The 14042-nt window shown below is 75.3% G+C and carries 15 protein-coding genes and 1 tRNA gene; 11 read left to right on the forward strand and 5 right to left on the reverse strand.

Annotated elements, in window-relative coordinates; genetic code table 11:
* Nucleotides 1–23 precede the first annotated feature (23 nt).
* Nucleotides 24–665: a uracil phosphoribosyltransferase gene (gene upp / locus QWY29_RS08255; RefSeq protein WP_300960237.1), complete on the reverse strand. Its 642-nt coding sequence runs from the start codon at nt 663–665 to the stop codon at nt 24–26.
* Nucleotides 666–790: 125 nt separating this feature from the next.
* Between upp and QWY29_RS08260 the strand changes: the two genes are divergently transcribed.
* The 7 genes from QWY29_RS08260 (at nt 791) to QWY29_RS08290 (ending at nt 6783) form a co-directional block, all read left to right on the forward strand.
* Entirely contained in the window at nt 791–1276 is a 486-nt protein-coding gene (locus tag QWY29_RS08260; RefSeq protein WP_300960238.1) for a tRNA adenosine deaminase-associated protein, read from the forward strand.
* The gene (locus QWY29_RS08265) at nt 1273–1749 is read left to right on the forward strand and encodes a nucleoside deaminase (RefSeq protein ID WP_300960239.1); all 477 of its coding nucleotides are present in this window, start codon (nt 1273–1275) and stop codon (nt 1747–1749) included. The genes QWY29_RS08260 and QWY29_RS08265 overlap by 4 nt, the downstream gene beginning before the upstream one ends.
* Before the next feature lie 38 nt (nt 1750–1787).
* Nucleotides 1788–1877: transfer RNA gene (locus QWY29_RS08270), tRNA-Ser, on the forward strand.
* Between the two features lie 131 nt (nt 1878–2008).
* The gene (locus tag QWY29_RS08275) at nt 2009–2320 is read left to right on the forward strand and encodes a hypothetical protein (protein WP_300960240.1); all 312 of its coding nucleotides are present in this window, start codon (nt 2009–2011) and stop codon (nt 2318–2320) included.
* 43 nt (nt 2321–2363) lie between these two features.
* Nucleotides 2364–3584, forward strand: a complete 1221-nt coding sequence (locus tag QWY29_RS08280; protein WP_300960241.1) for a calcium-binding protein — start codon at nt 2364–2366, stop codon at nt 3582–3584.
* Nucleotides 3585–3611: 27 nt separating this feature from the next.
* Nucleotides 3612–4265, forward strand: coding sequence for a hypothetical protein (locus QWY29_RS08285; RefSeq protein WP_300960242.1), 654 nt, complete (start codon nt 3612–3614; stop codon nt 4263–4265).
* 115 nt (nt 4266–4380) lie between these two features.
* Nucleotides 4381–6783 carry an ATP-binding cassette domain-containing protein gene (locus QWY29_RS08290; protein WP_300960243.1) on the forward strand — a complete coding sequence of 801 codons (2403 nt, stop codon included), beginning with the start codon at nt 4381–4383 and terminating at the stop codon, nt 6781–6783.
* Nucleotides 6784–6786: 3 nt separating this feature from the next.
* On the opposite strand, the gene QWY29_RS08295 is transcribed toward QWY29_RS08290, so the two are convergent.
* The gene (locus tag QWY29_RS08295) at nt 6787–7365 is read right to left on the reverse strand and encodes a hypothetical protein (protein WP_300960244.1); all 579 of its coding nucleotides are present in this window, start codon (nt 7363–7365) and stop codon (nt 6787–6789) included.
* A gap of 77 nt (nt 7366–7442) precedes the next feature.
* Here QWY29_RS08295 and QWY29_RS08300 point away from each other — a divergent pair, with 77 nt between their 5' ends.
* Nucleotides 7443–7967, forward strand: a complete 525-nt coding sequence (locus QWY29_RS08300) for a gamma carbonic anhydrase family protein (RefSeq protein ID WP_300960245.1) — start codon at nt 7443–7445, stop codon at nt 7965–7967.
* A 124-nt stretch (nt 7968–8091) separates the two neighbouring features.
* On the opposite strand, the gene QWY29_RS08305 is transcribed toward QWY29_RS08300, so the two are convergent.
* Nucleotides 8092–8463 carry a hypothetical protein gene (locus QWY29_RS08305; RefSeq protein ID WP_300960246.1) on the reverse strand — a complete coding sequence of 124 codons (372 nt, stop codon included), beginning with the start codon at nt 8461–8463 and terminating at the stop codon, nt 8092–8094.
* Nucleotides 8464–8603: 140 nt separating this feature from the next.
* Between QWY29_RS08305 and QWY29_RS08310 the strand changes: the two genes are divergently transcribed.
* From QWY29_RS08310 to QWY29_RS08320, 3 genes are all read left to right on the forward strand, one after another.
* Nucleotides 8604–9485 carry an AAA family ATPase gene (locus tag QWY29_RS08310; RefSeq protein ID WP_300960247.1) on the forward strand — a complete coding sequence of 294 codons (882 nt, stop codon included), beginning with the start codon at nt 8604–8606 and terminating at the stop codon, nt 9483–9485.
* Nucleotides 9482–10951, forward strand: coding sequence for a VWA domain-containing protein (locus tag QWY29_RS08315; protein ID WP_300960248.1), 1470 nt, complete (start codon nt 9482–9484; stop codon nt 10949–10951). Before QWY29_RS08310 ends, QWY29_RS08315 begins: the two co-directional genes overlap by 4 nt.
* A gap of 221 nt (nt 10952–11172) precedes the next feature.
* Nucleotides 11173–11451, forward strand: coding sequence for an HU family DNA-binding protein (locus QWY29_RS08320; RefSeq protein ID WP_300960249.1), 279 nt, complete (start codon nt 11173–11175; stop codon nt 11449–11451).
* A 203-nt stretch (nt 11452–11654) separates the two neighbouring features.
* Here the strand turns inward: QWY29_RS08320 and QWY29_RS08325 are convergent, their stop codons facing one another.
* Together QWY29_RS08325 and QWY29_RS08330 are read right to left on the reverse strand one after the other, a co-directional pair.
* Nucleotides 11655–12998: a hypothetical protein gene (locus QWY29_RS08325; protein WP_300960250.1), complete on the reverse strand. Its 1344-nt coding sequence runs from the start codon at nt 12996–12998 to the stop codon at nt 11655–11657.
* Nucleotides 12995–14035: a hypothetical protein gene (locus tag QWY29_RS08330; protein WP_300960251.1), complete on the reverse strand. Its 1041-nt coding sequence runs from the start codon at nt 14033–14035 to the stop codon at nt 12995–12997. Before QWY29_RS08330 ends, QWY29_RS08325 begins: the two co-directional genes overlap by 4 nt.
* Nucleotides 14036–14042 lie beyond the last annotated feature (7 nt).

Consider the following 14042-nt stretch of genomic DNA (forward strand, 5'->3'; position numbering starts at 1 on the left):
GATCCGGGGCCAGCCGGACCAGCTCAGCCGGCGACGCCGTACAGCCGGTCGCCGGCGTCACCGAGGCCCGGCACGATGTAGCCCTTGTCGTTGAGCCGCTCGTCGAGGGCGGCGGTGACGATCGTGACGGGCACGTCGAGACCCTCGAGGTCGCGCTCGAGCCGCGCGCAGCCCTCGGGCGCGGCCAGCAGGCAGATCGCGGTGATGTGGTCGGCGCCGCGGTCGGTGAGGAACTTGATCGCCGCCGCGAGGGTGCCGCCGGTGGCCAGCATCGGGTCGAGCACGTAGCACTGGCGGCCCGAGAGGTCCGCGGGCAGCCGCTCGGCGTACGTCGAAGCCTGCAGCGTGTCCTCGTTGCGGACCATGCCGACGAAGCCGACCTCGGCGGTCGGCAGCAGCCGCATCATCCCGTCGAGCATGCCCAGGCCGGCGCGGAGGATCGGCACGACCAGCGGCTTCGGCGAGGCCAGCGCGACGCCGGTGGTGGGGGAGACGGGGGTCTCGATCTCGTAGTCCGTCACGCGCACGTCCCGCGTCGCCTCGTAGGCGAGCAGGGTCACCAGCTCGTCCGCGAGGTGGCGGAACGTCGGCGAGTCGGTGCTCTTGTCGCGGAGGACGGTCAGCTTGTGGGCGACGAGCGGGTGGTCCACGACGTGGGTGCGCATGAGGCGCACTCTAGAGGTCGTCGCGGCAGCGGCCCGGCCGAAGGGGGTTGGCCCCGCGGCGGAGGTCTGCCACGCTGGTTGGTCCGCGGGGGCGCCCGCAGTCCCCACCGGCGCAGGAGGACGAGATGGCCGAACGGCTCGACGACGTCGACTTCGCCGTGGCGGCGTACCGCGAGGGCGGTGCCTGGACGGTCGCGGAGCTCGTCCACGACCACCTCGACGACGTCACCGCCCTGGCCGGCGGGCTGCGGCGGCTGCCGGGGGACGCCGGCGCGGTCGGGATGGTCGCGATGGACGAGGACTTCTTCCTCGTCGTCCGCGTCGCCGGTCCGAGCACCCGCGTGCTGCTCTCCGACATCACCGCCGCCGACGAGTGGGAGCTGGCGGCCTCGGCCCTGGACTTCCTCCACCTGCCGATGCCCGAGGACGACGACGACCAGGTCCCGGCCGGCGACCTGGACCTGCTCGGCGACCTCGGCATGCCGGCGATGGACCTCGGCGCCCTCATCGACGACCCGGACTCCTACCCCGACGAGGTCCTCTCCGAGGTGGCCCGGCGGCTGGGGTTCGGCGAGCTCTTCGACGACGCCGTGGGGCTCACCTCGGCGTGAGCGGACCCCACGACTGGCGGGAGCCCATGCTCGCCGCCCTAGCCGAGGCGCGCGCCGCGCTCGCCACCGGCGACGTCCCGATCGGCGCCGTCGTCCTCGACCCGGACGGCGCGGTCGTCGGCACCGGCCGCAACGTCCGCGAGGCGTACGCCGACCCCACCGGCCACGCCGAGGTCGTCGCGCTCCGCGGGGCCGCCCGCGCCCGGGGCGAGTGGCGCCTCGACGGGCACACCCTCGTCGTCACCCTCGAGCCGTGCACCATGTGCGCCGGCGCCGCCGTCCTCGCCCGGGTCGAGCGGGTCGTCCTCGGTGCCTGGGACCCGAAGGCCGGCGCCGTCGGCAGCCTGTGGGACGTCGTCCGCGACCGTCGGCTCAACCACCGCCCCGAGGTCGTCGGCGGCGTGCTGGCCGAGGAGTCGGCCGGGCTGCTCGAGGAGTTCTTCCGCACCCACCGCGAGCCCGGCCCCGCCTGATTTCGTCGGCCCGTCGGCGCTCCGGTACATTCCTCCGCGGTGGCGTGTCCGAGCGGCCGAAGGTGCATCACTCGAAATGATGTGTGGGGTCAAACCCACCGTGGGTTCAAATCCCACCGCCACCGCCAGCACCACCTGAGCCCCGACCGGCACGCCGGTCGGGGCTCGGTCGTTCCCGGGGGCGGTCGTGCGTGGTCCTCGTGCGGCCCGTCCGGGGTCTGGGGGTGGCGACGCGTAGGGTCCGTCCCGTGGATCGCCGATGAGCAAGATGGACAACCTGCGCGCGCTGCGCGAGGCCCGCTACGAGCAGGACAAGGCGGCCCGCACCGCCGCCCCCAGCACCAGCACCAGGACCAGCCCGAGCACGAGCCCGAGCACCAGCCCCGGCCGGGCCAGCGGCAGCGCTCCGGCCGCCCGGAAGGCTGCCCCGCGCCGCGCGCCCGCCGCGGCGCCGACCGCGGACAGCGGGAGCACGCCGCCGGCCGAGTCGGCCTGCGGCCACCGCGCGATCAGCGGGCGGACCTGCACCCGCCCGGCTGGCCACGCGGAGAAGAACCACCGCTACGCCTGACGGACCCGCGAACCAGCCGGGCCCGCCCGGCGTCGCACCAGGCATGCGAACCGTTCGTGCCCTCCTCCCGCTGACGCTGCTCGCCGCCACGCTGGCCGCGAGCCCGACCGTCGCCGCCGACGCACCGCCCACCTGCCGGGGCCTGGAGGCGACGATCGTCGGCACGCCCGCCGACGACACGATCCGGGCGACGCCCGGCCCGGACGTGGTCGTCGGGCTCGGGGGTGACGACGTGCTGCTCGGGCGCGGCGGGGACGACGTCCTGTGCGGCGGGGAGGGTGCCGACCGGCTCGAGGGCGGCCTCGGCGACGACGCGCTCCACGGCGGACAGGACCGCGAGGAGCGCACGCGCACGATCGACACCTTCGGCGACACCCTCGCCGGCGGGCCGGGCGACGACCTGCTCGACCCGGGCGCCGACCTCGACGGCGACGGCGCGGCGGTCCCCGACCGGGTGACGTACGCCGGCTCCGCGACGCCGGTGCGCATCGACCTGCCCGCCGCGACGGTGACCGGGGAGGGCGCCGACCGGCTGGTGGTCGCCGGCCAGCCGGTGACGTTCGAGGGCTCCCCGCACGACGACACGGTGGTCGGCACCGACGGCGACGACCTCCTCGAGCCCGGCGCAGGCTCCGACACGGTGCAGGCGGGGGCGGGCATGGACCGGGTCCGGCTCGACCCGGACGGCGCACCGGACCGCGACGGCGACGACGTGGTCGTCCTGGGCCCGACGGTCCTCGGCGGCTACGACACGGTCGTGAGCCACGGCGGGCGCGACCGGGTGACCGGCACCGACGGCACCGACTACGTCCGGGCGCTGGGTGCGGAGCCGGTCGTGGTCGACCTCGGCGGCGGCGACGACTTCGCCGACGTCCGGGCGGCCCGCGGGTGGCGGCTCGACGCCGGGGAGGGGAGCGACGCCCTGCGCCTGTTCGGCGGCCGGGGCGAGCAGGCCCGCCGGGTGGCGGTGGACGCGCGGCGCGGCACGGTCGCGACGGCGGCCGGCACGGCGGCGTACGCCGGGGTCGAGGTGCTCGAGCTCTGGTACGGCGCCGGGTGGACCTACCGCGGGACGGCGGCGCGCGACGTGGTCGACGCCGGCCAGGCGACCGGTCCGCTGGACGCCCGGCTCGGCGGCGGGTGGGACCGGGTCACCGCCTCGTCGGGCGCTGACGTGCTGCGGGGCGGGGCGGGGACCGACCGGGTGATCGGCGGAGCGCGGGCCGACCGGTGCCGCTCGTTCGAGGTCGGCGACTGCGGCTGACCCGCCCCGATGCGGCAGGCTGGGACCGTGACGGAGGAGCAGCGGGCCGCGCTCGGCGAGGAGCTGGCGACCTGGATCGAGTCGCTGGGGCTGGAGGGCCACCTGACCGAGGCCGGGCTGCCGACGTTCCGCCGCGACGGCGGCAGCGGCGCCCGGGCCCGGTGGATCGACCCCGGCACCGGCCAGGACCTCTCGCTCGCCCAGCTCCAGGACGTCGAGCGGCTGCTGCGCAACGAGGGCTCCGAGCCCGAGCACGCCGTCCCGGTCGCGCTGGTGGTGCTGCGGCGGCACGCACGGCTGCGGGTCGAGCTGCTGGCGACCCCGTGGTTCGACTACGCAGCGCTGGCGGAGGTCCGCGGCGCGTCGGTCGACGCGACCCGGTTCGCGGTGCACAAGGCCGCCTCCACCCACCGCCTGCTGGTGGTGCCGGTCGACGAGCGCAGCGTGGTGCCGGCGTTCCAGCTCACCGCGGAGGGCGAGCTGCGCCCCGACCTCGCGCCGGTCCTCGAGCCGCTGCTCGCCGCGCGGATGGACCCCTGGCGCGCCTGGGCCTGGCTGACCCAGCCCGCCGCGCTCCTCGGCGGGCTGGTCCCCGAGCGGGCCGTGACCGACCCCGAGACCGCCGACCTGGTGCTCACCGCCGCCGTCCGCCTCGCCGAGCGGGTCGCCGCCGGTTCCTGACCCGACCGATGAGCCCGGGCCGCCCGGCCGGTCAGCACCCCGAGCAGCAGCAGGGCGGTGGTCGCTGTCGGCGGGGTCCGGCATGCTGGCCCCGCCCGACGGAGGACGGAGAGCCATGACCGAGACCACCACGCCGGCCGGGGCGCACCCCGCCGACACCCACGACCTGATCCGGGTGCGCGGCGCGCGCGTCAACAACCTGCGCGACGTGAGCGTCGACATCCCCAAGCGGCGGCTGACGGTCTTCACCGGGGTGTCCGGGTCGGGCAAGAGCTCGCTGGTCTTCGGCACGGTCGCCGCGGAGTCGCAGCGGCTGATCAACGAGACCTACAGCGCGTTCGTCCAGGGCTTCATGCCGACGCTGGCCCGTCCGGAGGTCGACCTCCTCGACGGGCTGACCACCGCGATCATCGTCGACCAGGAGCGGCTCGGCGCCAACCCGCGCTCGACGGTCGGCACGGTCACCGACGCCAACGCGATGCTGCGGATCCTCTTCAGCCGGCTCGGCGACCCCCACATCGGCCCGCCGAACGCCTACTCCTTCAACGTCCCCTCGGTCCGCGCGGCCGGCGCGATCACCGTCGAGAAGGGCGGGCGCAGCAAGACCGAGAAGGCCACGTTCAACCGGCTCGGCGGCATGTGCCCGCGCTGCGAGGGCCGGGGCGCGGTCTCCGACATCGCGCTGGCTGCGCTGTACGACGAGACCAAGTCGCTCAACGAGGGCGCGCTGACGATCCCCGGCTGGAGCATGGACGGCTGGCAGGGCCGGATCTTCCGCGGCTGCGGCTTCTTCGACCCCGACAAGCCCATCAAGGACTACGGCAAGCGCGAGCTCGACGACCTCCTCCACAAGGAGGCCACCAAGATCAAGGTCGACGGGATCAACCTGACCTACCTCGGGCTCATCCCCTCGATCCACAAGTCCTTCCTGGTCAAGGACGTCGAGGCGATGCAGCCGCACGTGCGGGCCTTCGTCGAGCGCGCGGTCACCTTCGCCACCTGCCCCGACTGCGACGGCACCCGGCTCGCGCCCGAGGCCCGCTCCTCCCGCATCCGCGGGCGCAACATCGCCGACCTGTGCGCGATGCAGATCAGCGACCTCGCCGCGTGGGTGCGCGACCTCGACGAGCCGTCGGTGGCGCCGCTGCTGCAGAGCCTGCGCCACACCCTCGACTCGTTCGCGGCGATCGGGCTGGGCTACCTCTCGCTCGACCGCCCCTCCGGCACGCTGTCGGGCGGCGAGGCCCAGCGCGTGAAGATGATCCGCCACCTCGGCTCCTCGCTCACCGACGTCACCTACGTCTTCGACGAGCCGACCGTCGGCCTCCACGCGCACGACATCCAGCGGATGAACGAGCTGCTCCTCCAGCTGCGCGACAAGGGCAACACCGTCCTCGTCGTCGAGCACAAGCCCGAGACCATGGCGATCGCCGACCACGTCGTCGACCTCGGTCCGCGCGCGGGCACCGAGGGCGGGGAGATCGTCTTCGAGGGCACGCTCGACGGGCTGCGGACCAGCGGCACGCTGACCGGCCGGCACCTCGACGACCGCGCCGCGCTCAAGGAGCAGGTGCGTACGCCGTCCGGCGCGCTGGAGGTGCGTGGCGCGAGCACCCACAACCTGGTCGGCGTCGACGTCGACGTGCCGCTCGGCGTGCTGGTCGTCGTCACCGGCGTGGCCGGGTCGGGCAAGAGCTCCCTTGTTCACGGCTCGGTCGCGGGCCGCGAGGGTGTGGTGGCCATCGACCAGAGCGGCATCAAGGGCTCCCGGCGCAGCAACCCGGCGACGTACACCGGTCTGCTCGAGCCGATCCGCAAGGCCTTCGCCAAGGCCAACGGGGTCAAGCCGGCGCTCTTCAGCGCCAACTCCGAGGGCGCCTGCCCGACCTGCAACGGGGCGGGCGTCATCTTCACCGACCTCGCGACGATGGCGGGGGTGGCGACGACCTGCGAGGACTGCGACGGCAAGCGGTTCCAGCCGGCCGTCCTCGAGCACAAGCTCGGCGGCCGCGACATCAGCGAGGTGCTGGGGATGTCGGTGGCCGAGGCCGAGGCGTTCTTCGCCGACGGCGAGGCCAAGGTGCCGGCGGCCCACAAGGTGCTGGCCCGGCTCGCCGACGTCGGCCTGGGCTACCTCACCCTCGGCCAGCCGCTCACGACCCTGTCCGGGGGCGAGCGGCAGCGGCTCAAGCTGGCCGCGCAGATGGCCGACAAGGGCGAGGTCTACGTGCTGGACGAGCCGACGACCGGCCTCCACCTCGCCGACGTCGAGCAGCTGCTCGGCCTGCTCGACCGGCTCGTGGACGCCGGCAGGTCCGTCATCGTCATCGAGCACCACCAGGCCGTGATGGCCCATGCCGACTGGATCATCGACCTCGGCCCGGGGGCCGGCCACGACGGCGGGCGGGTGGTCTTCGAGGGGACCCCGGCCGACCTGGTCGCCGACCGCTCGACGCTCACCGGCCAGCACCTCGCGGCGTACGTCGGGGCGGGCGCTGGGGCGGGCGCCGGGGCGTGAGCCTCAGTCCGAGGGGCGGGAGAACCCGTCGGCGACCGACCAGGTGAGCTCCGCGCCGCCGCCGGACCACTGGAACCTGCCGCCGGTCGGCTCGACCTCGGTCCACCCGTCGAAGCCGCGGGTGACGTGGACGTCCCACTCGGTCAGGTCCCCGGCGCCGACCGCAGCGATGGACGACATCGGCGGCTCGCCGTCGTAGCAGTAGCTGCCGAGGTCGGCGATGACCGCGACCAGCCCCTCGTCCTCGACGAGCTCGATGCCCTGGCAGGGGTCCTCGTCGCCGGGCTCGGAGACGACCTGCGGCGGGGTCCAGCGTCCGCCGTCGGCGGCGCGGTGCTGCTCCATGAGCCGGTCGCCGGCCTCGGCGTACCACATCCGCACGGTGCGGCCGTCGGCCAGCGTCAGCGTCGCCTCGTAGGGGCCGGCGCCGCTGTCGAAGACGTCCTCGGAGCGGGGCGAGTCGTAGGTGCTGGAGTCGTCGTCGGGGTCGTACGCCGCGTCCCCGGCGCCTCCGGTCTCCTCGCCGCACGCGGTCGGCAGGGCGAGCAGCAGGACGCCGAGGGCGGTTCGGAGTCGTCGCACGCGCGGCATCCTGCCCGTCCGACCACAGGCCGAACCCCGGTCGTCCGCCGACTCCCGGGCAGTGTGGAATGGCGCCCGTGAACCTCTTCGAGTTCGAGGGCAAGCGCCCCGACGTCCACCCCGACGCCTGGATCGCACCGACCGCGACGCTCATCGGCGACGTGACGATCGAGGCCGGTGCGAGCGTCTGGTACGGCGCCGTGCTCCGCGGCGACGTGTGCCGGATCGTGGTGCGGTCGGGCACCAACATCCAGGACAACAGCGTGCTGCACGCGGGCCCGGACCAGGTGCTGACCGTCGGGCCGGACGCCACCGTCGGCCACGGCTGCGTCGTGCACTGCACCGAGGTCGGCGAGCGTGCCCTGGTCGGCAACGGGTCGACGCTGCTGGACGGCGCGACGATCGGCGCCGGCACCCTCGTCGCCGCCGGCTCGGTCGTCACCCCCGGCACCGAGATCCCGCCGGGCGTCGTGGCGACCGGCACCCCCTGCAAGGCGGTCAAGCCGATCGAGGGCACGTCCTCGCAGTTCTGGGTCGACACCAACGCGCCCTACTACGCCGACCTCGCGAAGCGGCACGCCGCCACCGCCCACCCGGCCTGAACCACCCCGCCTGACCCGCCCGCCTGACCCGCCTGCCCTGAGGGCTCCGGTTCCGGCCTCGTGCTGCCCAGCGTGCGCCGGGGCGCACGCCCAGCAGCACGAGGCGGACAAACGGGCCGCGAAGTCAGGGTCGGCCGAGGCAGACCGCGACGAGGAGGCCGGGGCGGCGGCCGGTGAAGACGTCCCACCCGCGGTCGAAGGTGACCACGCGCAGGTGGCCGCGGGTGGTGCGGACCAGAGCGGAGTCCGGCTGGGTGCCGGGGGCGAAGCCGGTGGGCGAGCAGTTGTGCTGGCTCATCACCTGCTGCACCACCTGCGCGGAGGGGTCCATCGTGAGGACCGGCGGCCGGGCGTCGGGCGCGGCGGTCGTCCCGGCGGCGTTGACGCCGGTGGTCACCGTCAGCGCGAGCACCGCCCCGAGCACGGCGGCCTTGACCGCGAGCAGCACCGAGGGCAGCTGCGCCCGGGACGGGGCTCGCCTGCTGGTCGGTCGCATCGCGGACTCCCGCTGCCGGTGGATCGGATGGGTACGCCGGGGACAACGACCCGCCCCGGGGCCGGTCACGCCCGGGCCCGCCCACGTGAGCGAGATCTCTGGACCGGCCGCGCCGGGGACCGATGGGTGAGGATGGGGCCATGACGACCGCCGACTGGTTCTCCTCGCCCGACGACGCGACCGAGCGGCTGGCGGCGACCGGCTACCTCGCCGACCCGGCGACCGCCACGACGGCGTACCTCGCCGGTGCGCTGGAGAAGCCGCTGCTCGTCGAGGGCCCGGCCGGCGTCGGCAAGACCGAGCTGGCCAAGGCGGTCGCCCGCGCGAGCGGCGCCGAGCTGGTGCGGCTGCAGTGCTACGAGGGGCTCGACGAGGCCCGGGCGCTCTACGAGTGGAACTACAAGAAGCAGCTGCTCCGCATCCAGGCCACGCAGGCGACCGGCGACGCGTCGTCGTGGGACGAGACCCACGACGACATCTTCACCGACGAGTTCCTGCTGACTCGTCCGCTGCTGACCGCCATCCGCCGGGAGGAGCCGACGGTCCTGCTCATCGACGAGGTCGACAAGACCGACGTCGAGGTGGAGGGCCTGCTGCTCGAGGTGCTCTCGGACTTCCAGGTCACCATCCCCGAGCTCGGCACCGTCAGCGCCGTGCGCCGGCCCTTCGTCGTGCTGACCTCCAACGCGACCCGCGAGCTGTCGGAGGCGGTCAAGCGCCGCTGCCTCTACCTGCACCTGGACTACCCCGACGCCGAGCGCGAGCGCGAGATCGTCTCCAGCCAGGTGCCGGACCTCGACGAGCGCGTCGCCGGCCAGCTGGTCACCACCGTCGCCCGGCTGCGCGAGCTGGAGCTGAAGAAGGCGCCCTCGATCGCGGAGTCGGTCGACTGGGCGCGCACGCTCATCGCGCTCGAGATCGGCGACCTCGACGACAAGGCGATCGCCGACACCCTCGGCGTCGTCCTCAAGCACGCCTCCGACCACGACCGCGCCGTCCGCGAGCTGCGGCTGCGCCGGTGAACTACCGGGTGGGCGACGTCGACGAGCCGGGCGAGCAGCGGAGCGGGAGCGGCCTGCTCGACCGGCACATCGCGTTCCTCGAGGCGCTGCGCGCGGCCGGCCTGTCGGTCTCCCTCGCCGAGGACCTCGACGCGGTCGCCGCGCTGTCGGCGGTGCAGTGGGGCAGCCGACAGACCGTCCAGGCCGCGTACGCCGCCACGCTGGTCAAGAAGCAGTCGCAGCGGCCCACCTTCGACGCGCTCTTCGACCTGTGGTTCCCGCGGATGGTCGGCTCGGGGGTGGGCGCCGCGGGGACCGGCGGCGACGGGGCCGACGACGCCGAGGACGGAGCCACCGGTCCGGACGCCGCGGGCGAGCGGTTCTCGGTGCGCGACGGCGCGGCCGCGCTGCGGGACTTCCGCGAGCGGCTGGCCGAGGCGCTGGGCGCCGACGACCAGCAGGCGCTGGGCGACCTCGCGGCCGAGATGGTCGCGCGGTTCGGCGCGATGCCGGGGCGCGGTCCGGGGCTGTCCAGCTGGTCGGCGTACACCGCGCTGCAGCGGGTCTCGCCCGCCGAGCTGACCGACCAGCTCGTGGCGGGGCTGCTCGCCGAGGGCCGCACCGACGAGGAGGCCGCGCGCACCGCGGGGCGCCGGGTCGACGCGTTCACCCGCCGGGTCGAGGACGACGCCCGCCGGCGGATCGCCGAGGAGAAGGGGCCCGAGCACGTCGCCAACGTGGCGCTGCGGCCCAGCATCGACCGGCTCGACTTCCTCTCGGCCCGCCGCACCGACCTGGAGGAGATGCGCCGCGAGATCTACCCGCTCGCGCGGCGGCTGGCGACCCGCCTCACCAAGGAGCAGCACGCCCGACGACGCGGCCCGCTGGACTTCCGCCGCACCGTGCGCGCGTCGATCTCCACCGGCGGCGTACCGCTCACCACCCACCACAAGCCGAAGCGGCCGCACCGCACCGAGCTCGTGGTGCTGTGCGACGTCAGCGGGTCGGTGGCGAACTTCGCGCAGTTCACGCTGCTGCTGGTCTTCGCGCTGCGTGACCAGTTCCAGAAGGTCCGTGCGTTCACCTTCATCGACCACGTCCACGAGGTCACCCACCACTTCAAGCCCGGCGCCGACGTCGTCGACGTGATGGCCGACCTCGCGGCGAGCACCTCCCACGCGGCGCTGTGGGGGCGGACCAACTACGGCCGGGCGATCACCAAGCTGGCCGAGAACCACGCCGACGCCCTCGGCCCGAAGTCGTCGCTGCTGGTCCTCGGCGACGCCCGCTCCAACTACTCCGACCTGGCCCTGGACACCCTCGCCGAGCTCGTCGGCGGCATCCGGCACGCGTGGTGGCTCAACCCCGAGCACCGCCGCCACTGGGACAACGGCGACTCCGCCGCGTCGCGCTACGGGGCCGTCGTGCCGATGGTCGAGTGCCGCAACCTGACCCAGCTCGGGGAGTTCGTGCACGACATCCTGTGACGGGTCCTCGGGCGGCCCCGGGGGACGTTCCTGGGGTGCTCCGAGCGCGACACGCCCGGCGTTCCGGGGCCCGCGGATGCGCCAACACGCCGTGGTGCGGCTAGCCTGCGGAGCGCCGGACGCGCCTGCGGCACCACGCGCAGGCCGCCGGGCGTGCCGCCGGGCCCTTCGCCGGGCCGGCACGGCACGACCCCCGCAGACCTGACGAACAGGAGCAACACATGAACAAGGGACAGCTGCGCGACGCCGTCGCCGAGCAGACCGGCCTGGGCAGCAAGGAGGCCGAGAAGGCCCTCGACGCCGTCCTCGACAGCATCGTCAAGGCCGTCGCGGCCGGCGACAAGGTCAGCATCTCCGGCTTCGGCACCTTCGAGTCGCGCGAGCGCTCGGCGCGCCAGGGCCGCAACCCGCAGACCGGCGAGACCATCGAGATCGCCGCCACCACGGCGCCGGCCTTCAAGGCCGCCTCCGCCTTCAAGACGGCGGTCTCCGGCAGCTGATCGCCGCCCCTGCACCACCGGCCGAGGGCCGGGCTCCTTCTCGGAGCCCGGCCCTCCGCTGATTTCCGGGGGCTGAGTTCCGGGGGAGGCGGGGTGCAGGAGTCACCGGTTAACCGGTGACCCCTGCACATATCGGGGCAGATCTACCCCGATATGTGCAGGACTCCCCTGAGATGTCAGCCGGGGGCGGTCGGTCGGGCGGGTCAGCCGGCGAGGTAGCCCAGCGACGCGAGCCGGTCGAGCTCGGCGCGCAGGGCCGGGTGGTCGGCGGCGTCCGCGGCCCGGCCACCCACGACGTACGCGCTGCCGGCGGAGCCGTCGACGGCGCCCGCCTCGAAGACGACGGTCACCCGGTTGGGGGTCTCCAGGTTCATCAGCGAGCCGAGCAGCGCGACCGGGTCGGCGCGGTCCTCGAGCGCCAGCACGCGGGTCGGCTCGGGCACCCGGGTCACCTGGGCGCCGGGGGCGCCGGCCGTCACGACCTGCTCGACGGTGAACGACGGCGACGCGGCAGCCACCTCGGCCGCGGTCACCCCGCCCTGGGCGGAGCCCACGAGCATCACCCGCGCGGCCGGGTCGTCACCGACGGCGGCCTCGACCGCGCGCACCACCTGGGCGGCGTACGGCGTGGGGTCGCCGCTGACGAGCCGCAGCCGGCGACCGCCGCCGCTCGGGCCGGGCAGGTAGGCGATCCAGCGGCCCTCCGCGACCCGCTCGACGGCCACCGAGGCCGCGACCCCCTCCAGCGCGGTCATCAGCCCGGCGAGCCCCCGGGGCGCGCCCCCGGCGCCCGGCACCTCGCCGGAAGGAACAGCGGGGTCCTCCGGCTCGTCCACCACACCACCGGCGACGTCCCGCAGCGCGGCGCCGAGGTCGGTCCGCAGCTCGTCGACGCCGAGGGCGCGCAGCCCGCCCCGCGCGGCCGCCCGGCCGGTCTCGCCGGCCAGCAGCCCGACGGTGAGCAGCGAGCGCATCGACAACGTGTCGAGCAGGCCGCCACGCCCGGAGACGTGCTCGAGCAGGTCGGGGTGCTCCTGCGCCAGCTCGGAGAGGTACGCCGCCACGCCGTCGCGGTCGAGCGCATCGGTCTCGATGAGGCCGGCGCTCACCACCGGGCCGCCGAGGGCGACCTCCGGCGCGAGGTAGCCGATCGCGCGGCCCGCGATCGCGCCGAGCGTCCGTGAGGCCTCCTCGGCGAGCTCGTCGATCCAGCGGTACGTCGCCACGGTGGCGCGCACGACGAGCGCGTCGGCGTCGAGCTCGGCGGAGCGGGCGAGCAGCCCGTGCTTCTCGCCGGTCGCGGCGAGCACGTCGCGCTCGACCTCCGTCCAGCTCGCGCGGGCGACCTCGGCGGAGTCGGCGACGTCGGGGTCGCCGAGCACCTCCGCGCCCAGCGCCGCCCGCGACCGGGCCTCCTCGCCGGCGGCATCGAAGAGGTCGGCCAGCCGGGTCATCCGCTCGTACTTGTCGGCCAGGTCCGCCGCCTCCACCGCGTCACGCGGCACGGTCGGTTCCTCCTCCGGGGCGCCGGTCAGGTGGTCGCTCATCGGGTCACCTCCGCGAGCACCGGGGCGAGCAGCGGGCCGAGGTCGGGGGGCTCCACGCGGCGTACCTCCACCCGGGCCTCGCCGCTCGTGCGGTGCCGGTAGGGCCGCAGCGCGTGCCACCCGTCGCCGAGCAGCACCCACGAGGCGACGCCGACGACCTCGGTGCGCTCCGCCCGGGTGTCGGCGACCATCGCGCGCAGCCGGCCCTGGGCCTCGGTGCCGAGCCCGGCGAGCAGGTCCAGCACCTCGGTCGTGCCGTACGCCGTCCCGTCGCCGTCGTGGACCGCTGCGGCGTGCTGGTCGGCCAGGACCGCGAGCAGGTCGGGCCGCGAGGACCGGACCGCCTCGGCCGCGGCGTCGGCCAGCTCGTAGGGGAGGTCGACCCGCTCGGGCACCGACGAGCGGCCGGCGTCGTGGTCCTCGGGCAGCACCGGCACGCGGGCGAGCTCGGCGGGCCAGTGCTCCGCGGCGAACCAGGACAGCTCGAAGACCACACCGTCCAGCGTGGCCAGGGTCGCCACGGCCCCGCCCGCCTGCCGGTGCCAGGCCCGGGCGCGGAGCGCGCCGCCGGCGGTCTGCACCGCGACGTCGAGGTCGAGGGCGACGTCGGGGACGGCAAGCAGCCCGACGGCGCCGGCGAGCCCCTCGTCGAGGGCGCCGTCGACGAGCAGCCCGCGGCGGGCGAGCGAGCCGACCGGCTCGTGCAGGGCGGTCATGACGGTCGCCCACGCGTCGTCCTCGACCGAGCCGGGCGAGCGGCCCAGGCGCGACTCGAGGCCGCCGGCAGCGGCGCTCGCCCCGGGACCGGCGTACGGACCGGCCTCGGGACCGGCCTCGGGACCGCCCGCACGATCGGAGGTGGTCGCGGGGACGTCGAAGGGCAGGGGGGCGTCGCCGGCGTGCGCGGCGGCGCAGCGGAGCTCGGCCAGGGTGAGCGCGACGCGGCGGGGGAGCGCGTCGAGCAGCCCGGCCGGCTGTTCCGAGAACTGGGCCGGGTCGGGGGCCGCCGGCGGGGCGCTGAGGTCGACGAGGGTCACGGGTGCC

This window comes from Nocardioides abyssi (genome assembly GCF_030412915.1).
Lineage (GTDB): Bacteria > Actinomycetota > Actinomycetes > Propionibacteriales > Nocardioidaceae > Nocardioides > Nocardioides abyssi.

Bases quoted from the DNA above. Each gene is read 5' to 3' on its own strand.
- upp (WP_300960237.1), bottom strand. From the start codon at position 665: ATGCGCACCCACGTCGTGGACCACCCGCTCGTCGCCCACAAGCTGACC.
- QWY29_RS08260 (WP_300960238.1), top strand. From the start codon at position 791: ATGGCCGAACGGCTCGACGACGTCGACTTCGCCGTGGCGGCGTACCGC.
- QWY29_RS08275 (WP_300960240.1), top strand. From the start codon at position 2,009: ATGAGCAAGATGGACAACCTGCGCGCGCTGCGCGAGGCCCGCTACGAG.
- QWY29_RS08280 (WP_300960241.1), top strand. From the start codon at position 2,364: ATGCGAACCGTTCGTGCCCTCCTCCCGCTGACGCTGCTCGCCGCCACG.
- QWY29_RS08290 (WP_300960243.1), top strand. From the start codon at position 4,381: ATGACCGAGACCACCACGCCGGCCGGGGCGCACCCCGCCGACACCCAC.
- QWY29_RS08305 (WP_300960246.1), bottom strand. From the start codon at position 8,463: ATGCGACCGACCAGCAGGCGAGCCCCGTCCCGGGCGCAGCTGCCCTCG.
- QWY29_RS08310 (WP_300960247.1), top strand. From the start codon at position 8,604: ATGACGACCGCCGACTGGTTCTCCTCGCCCGACGACGCGACCGAGCGG.
- QWY29_RS08320 (WP_300960249.1), top strand. From the start codon at position 11,173: ATGAACAAGGGACAGCTGCGCGACGCCGTCGCCGAGCAGACCGGCCTG.
- QWY29_RS08325 (WP_300960250.1), bottom strand. From the start codon at position 12,998: ATGAGCGACCACCTGACCGGCGCCCCGGAGGAGGAACCGACCGTGCCG.